Genomic DNA, 16864 nt, shown 5'->3' with positions numbered 1-16864 from the left:
CTTGTCCACCGCTGCCTCACCGGACGGAATCTCCGCAACCGCGAGACGTTTACGAAGATCGGCCAATTTACCCGCAGTGGTATGGATATCGGGTTCGGTCGTGGTCATGAAGGTGTCCCCTACGGTTGCTTGTTCGGGCGTGTCGAGTGGGTTCTGATGTCAGCTGGTTGCGAGCGATCGGGCGATCACCAGACGCTGAATCTGGTTGGTGCCCTCGAAGATCTGGGTGATCTTGGCGTCGCGCATGTATCGCTCGACGCGGAAGTCGCGGGTGTAGCCGTAGCCGCCGAAGACCTGCACCGCGTCGGTGGTCACCTTCATGGCCGCATCGGTGGCGATCAGCTTTGCCACGGAAGCGTTGCGCGAGTAAGGAAGTCCGGCGTCACGCCGACGGGCGGCGTCGAGGTAGGTGGCGCGAGCGGAGTCCACTGCGGCCGCCATGTCCGCCAATACGAAACCGAGGCCCTGGTGGTCGATGATCTTCTTGCCGAACGCCGTACGCTCCTGGGCGTACTTCACCGCGTCGTCGAGTGCCGCCTGGGCGATTCCCACTGCTACAGCGGCGATTCCGAGCCGTCCGGCGTCGAGCGCGCTGAAGGCGATCTGCAGCCCCTGCCCCTCCGCACCGATTCGCCACTCGGTGGGGACGTGCACGTTGTCGTAGTGCGCCGAGGTCGTCGGGACGGCGTGCAGCCCCATCTTCTCCTCGGGCCTACCGAAGCTCAGGCCGTCGGTTCCGTCCGGAACGAGGAAGCACGAGATTCCCTTGGATCCTTCACCTGTTCGGGCGAACAGGTTGTAGAAGTCCGCCACTCCACCGTGCGTGATCCACGCCTTCGAACCGTTCACCGTGTAGCCGCCCTCGGTCGGGGTGGCCTTGCAACTGAGTGCGGCAGCGTCCGAACCGGCCTGCGCCTCGGACAACGAGTAGGCACCGATCTGAGCCCCGCCGAGCATGTCGGGAAGCTTGTCGGCTTTCTGTCGGTCGGTACCGAAGGCCATCACGGGATAGCAGGCCAGACCGTGCACGCTCACTGCAACGGCCACTGCCGCCCAGCGCGACGCCAGTTCTTCGAGGACCTGGAGGTAGACCTCGTACGGTTGGCCACCACCGCCCCATTCCTCCGCGTACGGCAGGCTCAGCAGTCCTGCCTCCCCCAGGGTGGCGAACACATGGTCCGGGTACGCCTCACGCCGCTCGTGATCGTCGACGATCGGGTCGAGCACCTTGTCTGCCACGTCGCGGGTCAGCGCGATGAGGTCGCGCGCTTCGGCAGTGGGCAACAGACGATCGACGGGCACGTGAAAAACCTCCGGGAAGTTCGGATCAGTACTGCCGGATGATCCGCAGTACTGATGCACAGTACTGCACAAGGCGATGCAGTACCATCCCTGATGTGAACGCACCCGTGACCTCGCATGCCACGGCACGCCGTTCCGAGCTCTTCGACCAGCTCGTGAGCCTGTTTCTGGCAGAGGGCTTCGCCCACCTGACGCTCGACACCATCGCTGCCCGCCTCCGATGCTCCAAGTCCACGCTGTACACACTGGCGTCGAGCAAGGATCAACTCGTCGGCGGCGCCACAGTGCACTACTTCAAGTCCATGACCACCCAGGTCGAGAACGCGGTCGCCGAGGTGGACGGCACCCGCAATCGCATCACCACATATCTCACCGCCGTCGGCGCAGCCCTGGAATCGGCGTCCGAGCAGTTCATGACCGATTTGGCATCTCTCGAATCCGCTCGTTCGGTGTACGAGCGCAATACCGCGATCGCCGCTCGACGTGTTCAGGAGTTGATCAGCGAGGGCGTGGCCAGCGGTGAAGTACGAGACGTGCACGCCGCATTCGTCGGCGATGTCGCCTCCTCGGTCATGGTGCGCATCCAGACGCGTGAGGTGTTTCGCCTGACGGGGTTGAGCGACGGCGACGCCTATCTCGAATTGGCGAAGCTCTTGACCGCCGGAATCGGTGCCTAGCCGGAGCCGGGAATGAATCCACCTCGACACACGCTGCAGTACAGTGAACTTAGTTGATCCTTCAACGAAAGAGCGCGTGATGAAGAAGATCGGATTCTTGTCCTTCGGACATTGGTCGGCATCCCCACAGTCGCAGACGAGGTCCGCGTCGGACGTGCTGCTGCAGTCCATCGACCTCGCGGTCGCAGCCGAAGAACTCGGTGCCGACGGCGCGTACTACCGCGTCCATCACTTCGCCAACCAACTAGCGTCGCCGTTCCCTCTGCTCGCTGCCGTCGGTGCCAAGACGAGCACCATCGAGATCGGCACCGGCGTCATCGACATGCGCTACGAGAACCCGTTCTACATGGCCGAGGACTCGGGCTCTGCCGACCTCATCTCCGGCGGACGGCTGCAACTCGGCATCAGTCGAGGATCGCCCGAGCAGGTCATCGAGGGTTACCGCTACTTCGGCTACGCACCCACCGATGGCTCGGATCATGCCGATATGGCGCGTGAGCACACCCGCGTCTACCTCGATCTTCTCGAGGGCAGGGGCTTCGCGGAGCCGAATCCACGGCCGATGTTCCCCAACCCACCCGGCCTGCTGCGCCTCGAACCGCACTCTCCCGGTTTGCGTCAGCGCATCTGGTGGGGTGCCGGAACTCGCGAGACCGCCGAGTGGACCGCGCGCCAGGGTATGAACCTGATGAGCTCGACACTGCTGAGCGAAGACACCGGCGTGCCGTTCCATCAACTGCAGGCCGAGCAGATCGAACGTTTCCACAAGACGTGGAGCGATGCCGGCCACGATTTCGCGCCGCGAACGTCCGTGAGCCGCAGCATCTTTCCGATCGTCAGCGATCTCGATCGGGCCTACTTCGGCCGAGAGGGCACCGGCGACGACCAAGTCGGCTACCTCGACGGCGGCAAAGCACGGTTCGGCAAGACCTACGCGGGCGAGCCCGACCGGCTGATCGAGGAACTGGCCACCGACGAAGCGATCGCTGCCGCAGACACTCTGCTGCTCACCGTCCCCAACCAACTGGGCGTCGATTACTGCGCTCACGTGCTCGAGACACTGCTGCGCGACGTCGCTCCCGCCCTTGGGTGGCGTTGATCACCTGCTGAGCAGCGGCGTTTGGCTTCGGTGAACGTGGGTACTGGCAGCAGGTTCACCCACCCCACCTGCCAGGAGTTCCCATGCTCAAACGCGACGTATCCGCGCGCCTCGATGTAGACATCACCGCAGCCACCACGCTCGAATTCCAGATCGCAGTCGCACCGCACCCAGGTACGACGGTCACCGAGTCACTGTCCTTCGTCCTCGACGGTAACCCCATCGAGGCCAAGGAAGTGAGCGGACCGCACGGCAACCGGATCCACGTCATGCCTGCCGACGTCGGCAATCTGCAGGTCTCGTACGACGCCACCATTCTGGGCAACACCACCCCGGCTCCGGTCACCGACTACGACATGTCGCTCTACCTCCGGCCGAGCCGATACGCCGAAGCAGACAAGTTCTACGGGTTCGCCGCGACCGAATTCGGCGACTACGCGGACTCCGAGGAACTGCTGGCGAAGATCTCCGCATGGGTGGGCGCACGTCTGCATTACGTTCCGGGAAGCAGCGATCCGATCGACGGAGCCGTCGACACACTGCTCGCCGGACAGGGTGTCTGCCGGGACTACTCGCACCTCGTGGTCGCCATGCTGCGTGCGGTCAACGTTCCGGCTCGGCTGGTGGCGGTGTACGCACCCGGCTGCGATCCGATGGACTTCCATGCCGTCGCCGAGGCGTTCGTGGGCGGCCAGTGGCGTGTTGTCGATGCCACCTGCCTCGCCCCGCGCTCGACGCTGGTACGAATCTCGGTCGGCCGCGATGCTGCCGACACCGCATTCCTGGACAACCACAAGGGTGCGATCACCCTGAACAGTTCGGTCGTGACCGCCGTGGTCGACGGCGAGCTGCCTCAGGACGACATCACCGAGCTGGTCTCCCTCACCTGATGTTCCGAGCGAACACCGCAGTGATATGAGCTACATCACAGCGGCGTTTGTTTTCGGAGGCGGAAACCGACTAAGTATCCGTTACCAACAATCACAGCCACCTGAGAGGGCAACACCATGAGCTTCATCGACAAGGCCAAGAACGCTGCCGAAGACGCCATCGGCAAGGCCAAGGAGGTTGTGGGCGACGCCACCGACAACAAGGACCTCGAGGCCGAGGGCAAGAAGGACCAGGGTTCGGCAGGCGTGAAGAAGGTCGGCGAGAACATCAAGGACACCTTCAAGTAACCACCCTCCATCACATCGAGTGCCGCCGATCTCGATGATCGGCGGCACTTGCTTTTCACTCCCACTTTTCCTCACACCAGAGAACGGATTCCCCTCATGACCACATCGACAGACACGACCAAGGCCCCCAAGCGACGCGGCGGATTCGCCTCGAAGTTCGCCCTCCTGATCACGCTCGTCCTGGTCGCAGCGCTGGTGATCTTCGTGCTCCAGAACACCGTGCACACCACGATCAACTTCCTGGGTTGGAACTTCGACCTCGGCCAGGGTGTCTCTCTGCTCGGTGCAGCCGTCGTCGGTGCCGTCATCACGCTGACCGCGACCGCAGCGCTCAAGGTTCGACGCGCAGTCCGCTGACCGACTTCGACTCCAGAAGGAATGTCCGATGCTTCCCCTGCTTGCCCGTAAGTACCTGTACCGCTACTTGATCGTCGCGATCGGGCTACCCATCCTCGCCCGACTGTTGGTCTTCGCCGGTCAGAGCCTCGAAAAGCGAACAGGGAAAGACAATTTCGTGTCCAGGGGCCTGAAATCGGCCGGCAGGTTCGCGCAGAGGCGAGCCGACAAGTCGCAGGGCAAGAAGGCCAGGAACTCCGAGCACGCCCTCCGTTAGGCCGGTCGACGGGTGCGTCGACCAGCTGCGCCGGCCGGCATGGCAAACGATCAGTGTCCTGCCGGGTCGGTGAGGGATTTGCCTTCCTTGGCCTTGACGCGCTTGCGCTCGAGGAGGACCAGGGTGATCCCGAGGACGAGTAGAACCGGCGCGGCAACGGCCCCGATCCACACCCACCCGGTGAATCCGTAACCCGCCGCGGTGAGGGTGAGACCGAGACTCACCAACGCCACTCCGATACAGATGTACCCGGGCCAGTTGCGCGTGTCGACGATTGCCTCACCCGCGTGCCCGCGCGTCGTCCGGTCGTCGTCGGTTGCCCCGGCGTCGGCTTCGCTCGTGTTCTCGTCTGCCATGTGGATCCTCTCCGGATACGAACCGTTCGTCCCGTTCGAGACGAGCCGTCCGCGTCGGCTGCCCGCTTGTGACCGGCGGTAAACCTGAGATCGGATCGGATGGTCAGTCGTGCCAACTCACTGCCGCGAACGGGGCGCGGCTCGCGAGTCGTCCGACGATGCCGACGTGCGCGAAATCCTTGGCCGTCGCGACGGCGTCGAGCACGTCTGCGCCTTTCGCGAGCTCCGCGGTGATGGCTGCGGCGAACACGCAGCCGGCACCCGACACGCGCTCTTCGCCCACCTTGGGGGCGCGCAGCACGGTCAGTTCGGACCCGTCGTAGACGACGTCGACGGCCTCGTCGCCGGGCAGACCTGTGCCACCCTTGACCACCACGAAACGAGGCCCGAGGTCGGCGATTCTCTTGGCGGCTTCACCCAGATCGTCGACGGTGTCGATGGCGTCCATTCCGGACAAGGTCTGCGCCTCGAACAGATTGGGGGTGATCACGGTGGCCAACGGAAGGATCTCGCGCCGCAGGGCATTGTCGGTGTCGAGTGCGGCACCCGGCTCCTGGCCCTTGCAGATCAGGACCGGATCAACGACCACGTGCCGCCACGGCTGCAGGCGCAGCGACGCCGCTACCGTGTCCACGGTGACGGGGGTGCCGAGCATGCCGATCTTGACGACATCGAGATCGTGTGCGGCAGTGGCCACTTCGATCTGATCGGCGATGACCGTGCTGTCGATGGGCACGAATCGGTGCCCCCAGCCCGCCTTCGGATCGAACGAGACGATGCACGTGATCGTGCCGACTCCGTAGACCCCGAGCCGCTCGAATGTCTTGAGATCTGCTTGCAGACCGGCTCCGCCGGTGGCTTCCGAACCAGCGATGACATAGGCGATTGTCGACATGGCCTCAGTATGACAATCGCAGATCGGCACCGACGCGAGTGGTCGCCACGGGATTGGGTCCGGAGGTTTCGGGGCATACGTCGAAGTCGGTGCGTCTCATTGAGCAACCGACGACACCGCGCAGTACATCGACTTCGAGCCCAGGAGTAGCGGAGCACGATCGGAGATCGTGCAATCACGCACAATGACGAGAGTTTCGGAGGCCGAATCGTGCCCACCAGCAGAAATACGTCAGCCACCTGCGAGGACGTCTGGGACGTCCTGGCGAACGGATGGAGCTATGCGACCTGGGTCGTCGGCGCGTCCCGCATCCGCGCTGTCGACGGCAACTGGCCCGCAGTCGGCAGCTCCATTCATCACTCGGTGGGTGCGTGGCCTGCGGTACTCAGTGACGTCACGCGGTCGGTGGGACTCCATGCCGGTCGAGAACTTGTGCTCGAAGCCCGTGCACTGCCGTTCGGAAAGGCCTCGATAACAGTGCGACTGCATCCTCTCGCCTCGGGCTGCCGCATCGAAATCATCGAGCACGCAATCACGGCTCCCTTCGATCAGGTTCCCGACCGGGTCCAACATCTTCTGGCGCATCCACGCAACGCCGAGGCGCTGCGCAGGCTTGCACTCTTGGCCGAGCGGTCCACTGCACCGTGAGCAATACCCCACTGCGACAAGCAGTTTCGGGAAAGATGCTGTTCGTTTTCATTCTCGGCGATGTGCTCGGTGCCGGAATCTATGCTCTCGTCGGTGAGATCGCAGGTGAGGTCGGCGGAGCGATCTGGCTCCCCATGCTCGTCGCGCTGCTGATGGCGCTGCTGACCGCGGCGTCGTACGCGGAGTTGGTCACCAAATATCCGAGAGCGGGCGGCGCAGCGGTCTTCGCGCAACAGGCGTACGGCAAACCGATGGTGTCGTTCCTCGTCGGATTCTCCATGCTCGCCGCGGGTGTCACCAGTGCGGCCGGGCTGGCACTCGCCTTTTCGGGCGACTATCTGGGCGTGTTCCTGGACGTGCCTGCCGTACCCGCTGCAGTGGTCTTCCTGCTGTTGATCGGGTTGCTCAACGCGCGCGGCATCACCGAGTCACTCCGCGCCAATCTCGTGATGACGGTGGTCGAGGTGTCCGGGCTGGTCGTCGTCATCGCCCTTGCCGGACTGGTGTTGAGCCGCGGCGACGGTGTGCCCTCTCGCGTCCTCGAATTCACCGACGAGACGACACCGACCTTGGCGGTTCTCGGCGCGGCTCTGCTGGCCTTCTATTCGTTCGTGGGTTTCGAGACGTCCGCGAACATCGCCGAGGAGGTCGAGGACGTGCGCCGGGTCTACCCACGAGCTCTCCTCGGTGCCGTCACCGTGGCCGGTGTGGTGTACGTGCTCGTCGGGCTTGCGGTCTCGACAGTCGTGCCTGCCGACACACTGTCGCAGTCCACCGGTCCACTGCTCGAGGTCGTCGCTGCCGCCGATTCAGGCATTCCGCCGTGGGTCTTCGGTCTGATCGCACTCGTCGCTGTCGCCAACGGCGCGTTGCTGACGATGATCATGGCATCGCGGCTGACGTTCGGGATGGCGCGCGACGGTCTGCTCCCCGGAGTGCTCGCCGAGGTTCTGCCGGGTCGCAAGACACCGTGGACTGCCATCGTCGCCACCACAGCTGTCGCGATGGTCCTGGCCACCACCGGTTCTGTTGCGGCACTGGCCGAAACCGTGGTGCTCCTGCTGCTGTTCGTCTTCGTCAGCACCAACGTCGCCGTGCTCGTACTGCGCCGAGATCGGGCAGAGACCGACCATTTCCGAACGCCCACAGCACTTCCCGTCCTGGCGCTGATCACCTGTGCCGTACTGCTGACCCAGCAGTCGGGAGCAACGTGGCTCCGCGCCGGACTGCTTCTTGCGGTAGGCGTAGCGCTGTACTTCGTCGGTACCGTGCTGACCGGCAGGACCAAGACCGAGCAGAGGAGTACCTCCCGATGGCCACGACCGAAGTAGACGCGATCGTGATCGGCAGTGGCCACAACGGCTTGGTCGCGGCGGCAGCGATGGCAGACGCCGGCTGGGACGTCGTGGTCCTCGAGGCCGCCGAACATCCCGGCGGCGCTGTGCGCAGCGCCGAGCTCGTTCCCGGTTTCACCAGCGACCTCTTCAGCGCGTTCTACCCGCTGGCGCTCGCCTCGCCTGCCATGAAGGCACTCGAGTTGGAAAGCCACGGGCTGCAGTGGTCGCACTCCCCCGCGGTGTACGGCCATGCGCGGTCGCCGCACGACACCGACGCTCCGGTCGTCCACCACGATGTCGAGACCACCGCCGCGCGGCTGTCGGAACACGACGCGCGGGACGGCCACACCTGGTTGCGACTCTTCGAGCAGTGGGAGCGCATTCGCGAGCCCTTCATGAACTCGCTGTTCGGACCGTTTCCACCCGTCGTCCCCGCGGCCCGCCTCGTCCACGCCTTGGGCGTACCCGAGACGCTGCGCTTCGCACGATTCGCCGCCCTTCCCGCCCGCGTGATGGCTCACGAACTCTTCCACAGCGAGGCCGCTCGCTGCCTCCTGCTGGGCAACGCCATGCACGGTGACGTCCCGACCGACGCCCCCGTGAGCGGGATGATGGGCTGGCTGCTCACGATGCTGGCCCAGGACGTCGGGTTTCCTACCCCCGTCGGCGGATCCTCTGCGCTGACGTCCGCGTTGATTCGGCGTGGCGCCGCATCGGGTGCGGCGCTCGAGTGCGGTCAGGCGGTCGAGCACATCGAGGTGCGCGGCGGTCGAGCTCGGGCGGTGCACACCGCCGCCGGAGACACGTTTCGGGCGCGCCGAGCGATCGTGGCCGACGTGTCCGCACCGGCGCTCTACGGTTCACTGCTTCCGTACGACGCCGTGCCGCGCCGTGTGCACGACGACCTGCGCACCTTCGAGTGGGACACCCCTGTGGTCAAGGTCAACTACGCGCTCGATCGTAGAATCCCTTGGAATTCACCGTCTCTGGCCGATGCCGGCACCGTTCATCTCGGTGCGGACGACAACGGTCTCGTGCATTGGGCAGCCGATCTCACGACCGGAGTCCTTCCCGCGAGTCCGTTCATGCTGTTCGGTCAGATGACCACTGCCGATCGGAGCAGATCACCGGAGGGCACCGAAAGCGCTTGGGCCTACACGCATCTGCCGAGAGGCGTCGTCGACGACGCGGCCGCCGACACCGTGGCTGATCGGGTGGACGAAGTCCTCGACGCCCACGCACCGGGGTTCCTCGATTCGGTCGTCGGGCGGGTCGTACAGCGACCGAGCGATCTGTACGGTGCCGACGCGAATCTGCACGGCGGTGCGGTGAACGGCGGAACCGCACAGCTGCAGCAGCAGTTGATATTTCGACCGACACCGGGTCTGGGTCGATCGGAGACGCCGGTGGAGGGTCTGTTCCTGGGCTCGGCATCGGCGCACCCCGGTGGCGGAGTGCACGGAGCAGCCGGGCTCAATGCCGCCCGGGCAGCGCTCGGCCAGCGAGGTGTCACCGGCTGGGTGAAGAAGAAAGTCACCGGTTCACTCATCGACATGTTGACCCGGTGAACGCCGTTATCGAAGAGAGATCTTTCGTTACCGGTTCGAGACCTTCGCAGGAGTCTTCCGAAATCGGACGCTGACATTGTTGAACCCACAACAACTCAGCGTTTCGTGACCGGAGGGGCACCCGCCGGGAACAATCGCTTCGGGGAAGAGGTAAGCATGTTGACAAGCACCGCAACCATGGAACGCTCCATTCGCGATGACGAGGGCGTATTCCGACTCGAAACTGTCATGGGCTCGAACGGCCACAACACTCTGCGCGCCTTCGGCGAACTGGACATGTCGACTCGAGCCGAATTCGTCCACAGTCTCGACCGGTTGGCCTACGCGTCCGATCAGGTCTCGGTCGATCTGTCGGAGGTGTCGTTCATGTACTCCGGCGTGGCCAACGCGATCATCGACGCCACCTACGTTCATCCCGGCAAGATCGACGTACTCGCACCCGCACGGTCGGTGCGCATGGTCCTGGAGGTACTGGGTGCAGGCGGCCTGTTCGCCGACACGTTTCGATCGTGAATCGGACCGGATAACAGGTAACGTCGAGAACATGCCAGACGAGCCGACCGGAGCAGCCTTCGAGATCGCGGCGGCAGCACACGACGCGACGACCGTCCTCACCGTTCGAGGCGAACTCGATCTCGACACCATCCCGGAACTGTCGGCCGTCGCATTCCCCGCGGCCGACACCGCACGAGGTGGTCTCGTGGTGGACCTCACGGACGTCAGCTTCCTCTCTTCCAGCGCAATCACAGTGCTGGTACGAGTGTGCGATCGACTACCCGATGCCTCGCGCATGGCGCTGGTAGCGGTCGACGGAGTCGTGGTTCGGCCGGTCCAGCTCAGTGGAATCGATCGGGTGATGGCGACCTTCACGACCGTGCCCGACGCGGTTGCCCACGTTCGGTCGGCTGCGCTCGATGCAGAGGTCGACCGATGACCGGCCGACACCGAGTCGGGCTTCCGCGATGACCGAAAGCAGTCTCGCTCCCAGTCGTTGGACCCACACCGCGTCGGCCGAACCGGCCGTGGCGACAGCCCTCCGGCGTCGGTTGCACCAGTGGGTCGTCGAACTCGGAGTGAGGAACGATCTGGTGGACGACATCGTCCTCGGGGTCTACGAAGCACTCGCAAACGTGGTCGAACACGCGTACCACTCGGCGCCCGAGGCCGGAACGATGACGGTCACCGCCGCCTACGAACACCGGACACTGACGGTGACGATCTCCGATACCGGGACGTGGCGTCCACCGAATCCGACGACCAATCGCAGTCACGGTCTACAACTCGCAGCCGCGGTGGCCGACGATCTCCTGGTCGCCCACCGACCCGGTTTCGGCACAATGGTCACCGCTGTATGGACCGACCCGATGACAACCGACCGATCGAGATCCGCCACCCGCTCGTCATGACCGAAGGGAGTCCCCATGTCCGCCACGGCTGCTGATCTACTCGACACTGCACCGTGCGGCGTGTTCTCGGTCGACGTCGCCACCTCGCAAATCCTCTACGCCAACGCGGCCGCCGCGCGGATCACCGCGCGCAGCCGCGAGACGCTCGTCGGAATGTCGGTCACCGACCTGTTCACGGTCGAGTTCGAGCCGATCCTGGCGGCTCTGATGGATGTCGTGTCGACGTCGGAATCGGACTCGCCGGTCGGAGCGGACGCGAAATTGACCGTCGCATCCGATCGACGCGCCGCAATAGCCGTGTCGATCCTGGCCAACAGTCTGCGCACGCCCGAGGGGGCCGTGACGGTGACGATGACGCTGCACAACGAAACCGAACGCCATGTGCGCGAGAAGGATCTGGTCGACGCCCGCCACAACGCGGAGGCCGCCCAGGACGATGCCGAGGCCGCTCTGGACAGATCGCAGGACGCACTGGGGGCCTCGGAAGAAGCACGCAAGCAGGCCGAGGCGGAGAAAACCCAGGTACAGATTCTGGCGTCGACGCTGCAACGCACCCTGCTGCCGCCGATCCTGTCGGCTCCGACGGGCATGAACGTGGCAGCGCACTATCACCCCGCATCCATCGACGAGGTCGGCGGCGACTTCTACGACGTGTTTCCGCTCGACAAACAGACGTGGGGTTTCTTCCTCGGTGACGTGAGCGGTAAGGGCGCGGGCGCCGCCGCCGTGACCTCACTGACCCGTTACACCCTCCGCGCCGCCGCAGTGTTCGACCGCAACCCGATCGCGGTGCTCGACAACCTCAATACCGTTCTGCACCACGAGTTCCACGGAGACGACCCACGTTTCTGCACGGTGGTTTTCGGCACCATCACTCCGGGACCGGACGGCGCAGTGGTGGACCTCGCCAGCGGCGGACATCCGCCGGCACTGCGTATCACGCACGACGCCGTCGTCGACTTCGTCGACACCACAGGTGGCCAGTTGGTCGGAGCGTTGGCCGAGCCGCACTTCGCATCGGCATCGGTGACCCTGCGCCCCGGCGACGTCATGGCGTTCTACACCGACGGATTGACCGAAGCGATCGTCGGACCCGGGCGGACGCGCTTCGACGACGACGGTGGCCTCGAATCCTTCGCTGCGAGAAAGGGTGCGACCACTGCACCGAAGATCGTCGACGATCTCACGTCACTGTTGGCGTCCTTCGGGGACGGCCTGCAGGACGACGTCGCACTGCTCGCCTTCGAGGTACCCCGGCCCGAGGCCGACTCGTAGCAGTTTTACAAGCAAGTAAAGCTTTGTCGACAGCACTCTCCAATACGGTCTTCCACCTCGAACCGCTTGGTGTTGTTTCATGTTTTTCCGCGTGGTCGGATACTCGAAACACCCAAGTCGGACAGTGGGGGATGCATGCGAGAGACGAGTACAGGTCCGTCGACCACGACGAATCAGGCAGCGACCGGTACTGCGATCCACCCGGCGCAGCGATTCGCGCCGCGCCGCACTGCATCGGCCGTACGAGCCAGGACCGCTGCGAACTCGGGCACCGATACGCCTCGGCCACTGCAGGAAGCGCCGAGGTTTGCTGATTCCGGGCTCACCGCGCGTGAAATCGCAGTCCTCGGTGCATGGTTGCGCTGCGACTCCAAACAGGAAGTGTGCGCGGTTCTGCACATCGCGCTCGGCACGGTCAACACCCACCTGTCTCGAATTCGGGCGAAGTATGCCACCGTCGGTCGGGCGGCACCCACCAAGGCCTCACTCGTGGCCCGGGCGCTGCAGGACGGTCTGATCACCCTCGAGGATCTCTGACCGATCTGCACTGAGACGGTCCCGAATCACACTCGGCCTCGGTCGGACCATGGGTCCGCGCGTCGCCACAGGGTCGGCAGTTCGAGGACGATCCCGTCTCGTCGCGCGCAGGCGTCCAGCACATCGATGGAGGCAGACATGTTGTCGAAGGCGTACGCGAGCGCCTGCAGTGGTTCGTCCAGAGACCGAAAGAAGTTGTCCCAGTGCGTCAGTACCACGCGTCGGGCACCGACCGCTGCGACCGTCTCCTGCCAGTACTGCTCGACGAACGCGCGCGGTCGGCGGCCGAGTTGTCCTATCGAGAGGTAGACCACCTCGGCATGGCGACCGTCGAGCATGCCGGACCGGAAACCGGCGCTGCTGTGCACGAGTGCGGTGCGGCCACTCGGAACGTGTTCGACGTGCATCGACCATGCCTCCCCGCACCGGTACTCACGCACCCGAGCCGGTTGGGTCAGTGGCCGGTCTATCGTTCCGTGCGCTCGATCCGGATACGAGTGAACCGATTCGACGAACGTGACGGCAAAGCTGCCGTGCGACGTTGTCCCACCGTTCTCGACGACGACGATCCGGTCGTTCGGGAGATCCGAACCCTGCCCGATGAAACCGGTCGAGGAACCGCCGACCAGAACGGCACCGGTGCGCAGCGCTACCGCCGCCGAGTCGAGTGCGTGATCGTAGTGCGAGTGTGCGCACAGCACAGCGTCGAGCATGGTGATCCCTGCTCTGCGCAGGGCCGCGTCGATGCGCCGCATGTCCGACCGCAGCGGTAGGGCGAGGGTTTTCGGAAGCGACGGTCGCGAGAAGAAGCCGTCGGTGAGGATCGCCGATTCGCCGTCGTCGAAGAGCACCGTGCTCACACCGAGGAACGACACCGTCACCGGCGACCGCGGACTCGCCGACGCAGTGGTGGCGATCTCCGTCGGACCCGGCAGCGCGGGACGACCGATTCTCCGGGCCACTCTCACGCTTGCGCAGCGAGCGCTCGTCCGGCCTGCCGACCGCCGAAGATGCACCCACCCAGAAACGTTCCCTCCAACGAGCGGTACCCGTGCACACCGCCGCCACCGAAACCGGCGATCTCACCTGCCGCCCACAAGCCGTCTATCGCCTGTCCGTCGCCGTCGAGGACACGGCCCTGCAGGTCGGTTTGAATGCCGCCCAATGTTTTTCGCGTGATGATGTTCAACCGCACGGCGATCAACGGACCCGATTTGGGATCGAGAATCTTGTGCGGTGAGGCGGTACGCGCGATGCGCTCTCCGCGCGATCGACGCGAATTGTGGATCGCGGAGATCTGCAGGTCCTTGGTGAACGGGTTGTCGACCTCGCGGTCGCGGGCCTCGATCTGCCGCTTCAGATCGGCGAGGTCGATCAGATCTTCGCCGGAGACCCTGTTCATTCCCTGGACGAGTTCGGCGAGTGTGTCGGCGACGACGAAATCCTCTCCGTTCTTCTTGAACGCCTCCACCGGTTCACTGGCACCGGGCAACACCCGGCCGAGAACGAGCTTGAGGTTCTTTCCGGTGATGTCCGGGTTCTGCTCCGATCCCGAGAGTGCGAACTCCTTCTCGATGATCTTCTGCGTCAGGACGAACCAGGAGTACTCGAATCCACTGTCCTGGATGGCTTTCAACGTTCCGAGGGTATCGAATCCCGGAAAGTTCGGAACCGGGAACCGTTGCCCACGCGCGTCGAACCACATGGACGACGGGCCGGGAATGATTCTGATTCCGTGGTTCTTCCAGATCGGATTCCAGTTCTTGATGCCCTCGGTGTAATGCCACATGCGGTCTTTGTTGACCAGACGGCCACCGACTTTCTCGGTGATGCCGAGCATGCGGCCGTCGACGTGTTCGGGGACTCCCGAGATCAGGGACTGCGGAGCTGTTCCCAACCGCGCCGGCCAGTTCTCCCGCACCAGGTCGTGGTTGGCTCCGATGCCGCCCGCCGTGACGAGCACGGCTCCGGCACGCAACTCGAACTCGCCGACCTCGACGCGGCTACTGCCCGAACCTCGCTCCGCGGCACTGGGTTCGAGAAGTGCGCCGCGGACTCCCTCGACTGTGCCGGCACTGACGATGAACTCGTCGACGCGGTGACGAAAACCGAAGCGCACCAACCCTTTGTCGGCGGCCTCACGTACGCGTTGCTCGAACGGCGCAACGACCCCTGGACCGGTACCCCAGGTCAGGTGGAACCGCGGAACCGAATTCCCGTGTCCCTCGGCGAGGTAGCCACCACGTTCGGCCCACCCGACGATGGGTACCCAGCGCACACCCTGCGCGTGCAGCCAGGACCGTTTTTCCCCCGCCGCGAAATCGAGGTACGCGCGCGCCCACTGGTGCCCCCAGTAATCCTCGCCCGCGGGATCGTCGATGCCGCGGTCGAAGGTCGCGGTTCCGAGCCAGTCCTGCCACGCAAGCTCTGCGGAATCCTTGATGCCCATGCGTCGCTGCTCCGGGGTGTCCACCATGAACAGACCGCCCAACGACCAGAACGCTTGACCGCCCAAGTTCTGCTCGGGCTCCTGGTCGAGGAGCAGCACCCGCTTTCCGGCGTCGGCCAGTTCGGCGGTCGCCACCAGTCCGGCCAAGCCTGCACCCACCACGATCACGTCTGCGTCCATTGCCCCACTGTGCTGTCGTCGGTGCCGGATCTCAAGGAAACTGCCTCAAATGACTATAGGATTTGTCAGATACTGACAAAGAGTGGGGAGGTAGGTCGATGTACCCAGCGCGGGCCGCCGTAGTCGCGAAGATCGAATCTGAGCTGGGCCCCGTCGTCGCATCCGCAGTACACGCGATTCGCGACGCGATCCCGGTCTACCGATCACTGCAGGGTGCGCAGTTGGCCGATGTCGAGGCCATCGCATATTGGTCGCTGAGGCGGTTGATGGCCCTGTGGGCGCATGGCGATCGGACGATCGACGACCGTGACCACAGTAGATTCCGCGCGATAGGTGCCGCGCGCGCAGCGGACGGGCGCCCGCTGGCCGATGTGCTGCGTGCGTATCGAGTCGCGTCGAGCGTGTTCGTTCGGCACGTGACAACCGAGTATCTCGATGTACTCGAACCACCGGACATTGCCGAACTCGGCCTCGGCGTACTCGACGCCATCGACGCAATCTCCGAGGAAATCATCGGCGCGTACGTCATTGCGCGCGAACAGCTCACATCCAACCGTGCGCAGGCGCATGCCGCGCTGCTCGACGACCTGCTTGCTGCCAGACACAACTCACCCGGGACGGTGTCGGATCGTTCGCGCGAACTCGACCTGAAGCTGCCCACGCACCCGAATCTGCTTGTGGTGCAATCGACAGATCCGGGCCGACCCTTGTCCGACGACACCGTCGAATCGCTGGTCCTCGCAGTAGGACTCGTTCCGCCGGACCGCACCGCGCCGTCGGGTCAGCGGAGCCACTTGTGCACTCGGCGCGAGCAACGTGCGATCGTGTTGTTGCCACCATCGATCCACCGCGCCGAGGCGGACCTCGCGTGTCGAGATCTGATGCTGCGCGGATGCCTCGTGGAGAGATCCACCATTGCCGGTATCAGCAGTTCGTGGCGACTCGCATCGGAAGCGCTGGACACCGCACCGGATCACGCGTTCGACGACCGGGCACTGCTCGATCAGGGTGACGGTCAGCTGCTGGCACTGCTGACCGCGCGCCCCACCGCGGACACGAGCGAGGTGGTACGTGGCGTGCTCGGTCCGCTGACCGAGGCGGCGAACGAACATATTCTGCAAGGCCTTTCGGCCTTCATCGCCACCGGTACGGCAACGGCTGCCGCCACCCGACTACAGGTACACCCGCAGACTCTGCGCTACCGACTGCGCCGAGCCCAGGAACTGACCGGCCGAGATCCCCGATCTGCGTGGCATCGACTCGCGTTGGACACTGCGATTCAACTCCGGCAACTCGGTTGATCCGGCCTTCGGCAATGCCGGGCACATCGAGAACCCGGACACC

Annotated in this window: 20 protein-coding genes; 15 read left to right on the top strand and 5 right to left on the bottom strand. The window is 64.6% G+C overall.

The window, feature by feature from the left end; translation table 11 throughout:
- Positions 1 to 159: 159 nt before the first annotated feature.
- Positions 160 to 1302, bottom strand: coding sequence for an acyl-CoA dehydrogenase family protein (locus A2J02_RS03670; protein WP_068046915.1), 1143 nt, complete (start codon positions 1300 to 1302; stop codon positions 160 to 162).
- A 95-nt stretch (positions 1303 to 1397) separates the two neighbouring features.
- On the opposite strand from A2J02_RS03670, the gene A2J02_RS03665 reads away from it, so the two are divergent.
- From A2J02_RS03665 to A2J02_RS03640, 6 genes are all read left to right on the top strand, one after another.
- Complete coding sequence (locus A2J02_RS03665; protein WP_230074079.1) at positions 1398 to 1979, top strand: TetR/AcrR family transcriptional regulator; 582 nt, start codon at positions 1398 to 1400, stop codon at positions 1977 to 1979.
- 79 nt (positions 1980 to 2058) lie between these two features.
- Positions 2059 to 3078 carry an LLM class flavin-dependent oxidoreductase gene (locus A2J02_RS03660; RefSeq protein ID WP_068046912.1) on the top strand — a complete coding sequence of 340 codons (1020 nt, stop codon included), beginning with the start codon at positions 2059 to 2061 and terminating at the stop codon, positions 3076 to 3078.
- 83 nt (positions 3079 to 3161) lie between these two features.
- Positions 3162 to 3968 (top strand): transglutaminase-like domain-containing protein, encoded by an 807-nt coding sequence (locus tag A2J02_RS03655; protein ID WP_068046908.1) that lies wholly within the window; start codon positions 3162 to 3164, stop codon positions 3966 to 3968.
- A 117-nt stretch (positions 3969 to 4085) separates the two neighbouring features.
- On the top strand, positions 4086 to 4256 hold the full coding sequence (locus A2J02_RS03650) for a CsbD family protein (protein WP_008718579.1): 171 nt from the start codon (positions 4086 to 4088) through the stop codon (positions 4254 to 4256).
- A gap of 96 nt (positions 4257 to 4352) precedes the next feature.
- Positions 4353 to 4613: a lipopolysaccharide assembly protein LapA domain-containing protein gene (locus tag A2J02_RS03645; protein ID WP_068046905.1), complete on the top strand. Its 261-nt coding sequence runs from the start codon at positions 4353 to 4355 to the stop codon at positions 4611 to 4613.
- Positions 4614 to 4641: 28 nt separating this feature from the next.
- Positions 4642 to 4869, top strand: a complete 228-nt coding sequence (locus tag A2J02_RS03640) for a hypothetical protein (protein ID WP_068046903.1) — start codon at positions 4642 to 4644, stop codon at positions 4867 to 4869.
- A gap of 50 nt (positions 4870 to 4919) precedes the next feature.
- On the opposite strand, the gene A2J02_RS03635 is transcribed toward A2J02_RS03640, so the two are convergent.
- A complete protein-coding gene (locus tag A2J02_RS03635) occupies positions 4920 to 5225 on the bottom strand; it encodes a hypothetical protein (protein ID WP_068046900.1) in 306 nt (101 codons plus the stop codon).
- A 103-nt stretch (positions 5226 to 5328) separates the two neighbouring features.
- Positions 5329 to 6120 carry a bifunctional hydroxymethylpyrimidine kinase/phosphomethylpyrimidine kinase gene (gene thiD / locus A2J02_RS03630; RefSeq protein WP_068046897.1) on the bottom strand — a complete coding sequence of 264 codons (792 nt, stop codon included), beginning with the start codon at positions 6118 to 6120 and terminating at the stop codon, positions 5329 to 5331.
- Positions 6121 to 6330: 210 nt separating this feature from the next.
- Here thiD and A2J02_RS03625 point away from each other — a divergent pair, with 210 nt between their 5' ends.
- From A2J02_RS03625 to A2J02_RS03590, 8 genes are all read left to right on the top strand, one after another.
- Positions 6331 to 6768, top strand: coding sequence for an SRPBCC family protein (locus A2J02_RS03625; RefSeq protein ID WP_068046895.1), 438 nt, complete (start codon positions 6331 to 6333; stop codon positions 6766 to 6768).
- A complete protein-coding gene (locus A2J02_RS03620) occupies positions 6765 to 8099 on the top strand; it encodes an APC family permease (protein ID WP_231893888.1) in 1335 nt (444 codons plus the stop codon). The genes A2J02_RS03625 and A2J02_RS03620 overlap by 4 nt, the downstream gene beginning before the upstream one ends.
- Entirely contained in the window at positions 8081 to 9673 is a 1593-nt protein-coding gene (locus A2J02_RS03615) for a phytoene desaturase family protein (RefSeq protein ID WP_068046892.1), read from the top strand. The genes A2J02_RS03620 and A2J02_RS03615 overlap by 19 nt, the downstream gene beginning before the upstream one ends.
- Positions 9674 to 9829: 156 nt before the next feature.
- Complete coding sequence (locus tag A2J02_RS03610) at positions 9830 to 10186, top strand: STAS domain-containing protein (RefSeq protein ID WP_094639773.1); 357 nt, start codon at positions 9830 to 9832, stop codon at positions 10184 to 10186.
- A gap of 31 nt (positions 10187 to 10217) precedes the next feature.
- Complete coding sequence (locus A2J02_RS03605; protein WP_068046886.1) at positions 10218 to 10607, top strand: STAS domain-containing protein; 390 nt, start codon at positions 10218 to 10220, stop codon at positions 10605 to 10607.
- A 28-nt stretch (positions 10608 to 10635) separates the two neighbouring features.
- Positions 10636 to 11079, top strand: coding sequence for an ATP-binding protein (locus A2J02_RS03600; RefSeq protein WP_068046883.1), 444 nt, complete (start codon positions 10636 to 10638; stop codon positions 11077 to 11079).
- A gap of 15 nt (positions 11080 to 11094) precedes the next feature.
- Positions 11095 to 12354, top strand: a complete 1260-nt coding sequence (locus A2J02_RS03595) for a PP2C family protein-serine/threonine phosphatase (protein WP_082898875.1) — start codon at positions 11095 to 11097, stop codon at positions 12352 to 12354.
- 135 nt (positions 12355 to 12489) lie between these two features.
- Complete coding sequence (locus A2J02_RS03590) at positions 12490 to 12891, top strand: LuxR C-terminal-related transcriptional regulator (protein WP_068046879.1); 402 nt, start codon at positions 12490 to 12492, stop codon at positions 12889 to 12891.
- A gap of 26 nt (positions 12892 to 12917) precedes the next feature.
- On the opposite strand, the gene A2J02_RS03585 is transcribed toward A2J02_RS03590, so the two are convergent.
- Positions 12918 to 13853 carry an MBL fold metallo-hydrolase gene (locus A2J02_RS03585; RefSeq protein WP_068046876.1) on the bottom strand — a complete coding sequence of 312 codons (936 nt, stop codon included), beginning with the start codon at positions 13851 to 13853 and terminating at the stop codon, positions 12918 to 12920.
- Between the two features lie 2 nt (positions 13854 to 13855).
- Entirely contained in the window at positions 13856 to 15520 is a 1665-nt protein-coding gene (locus tag A2J02_RS03580; RefSeq protein WP_068046873.1) for an FAD-binding dehydrogenase, read from the bottom strand.
- Between the two features lie 98 nt (positions 15521 to 15618).
- On the opposite strand from A2J02_RS03580, the gene A2J02_RS03575 reads away from it, so the two are divergent.
- Positions 15619 to 16821 carry a helix-turn-helix domain-containing protein gene (locus A2J02_RS03575; RefSeq protein WP_068046870.1) on the top strand — a complete coding sequence of 401 codons (1203 nt, stop codon included), beginning with the start codon at positions 15619 to 15621 and terminating at the stop codon, positions 16819 to 16821.
- Positions 16822 to 16864: the final 43 nt, after the last annotated feature.

The sequence above is a fragment of the Rhodococcus sp. EPR-147 genome (genome assembly GCF_001647185.1).
Classification (GTDB): Bacteria; Actinomycetota; Actinomycetes; order Mycobacteriales; family Mycobacteriaceae; genus Rhodococcoides.
This window is presented reverse-complemented; position numbering and strand designations above follow the sequence as displayed.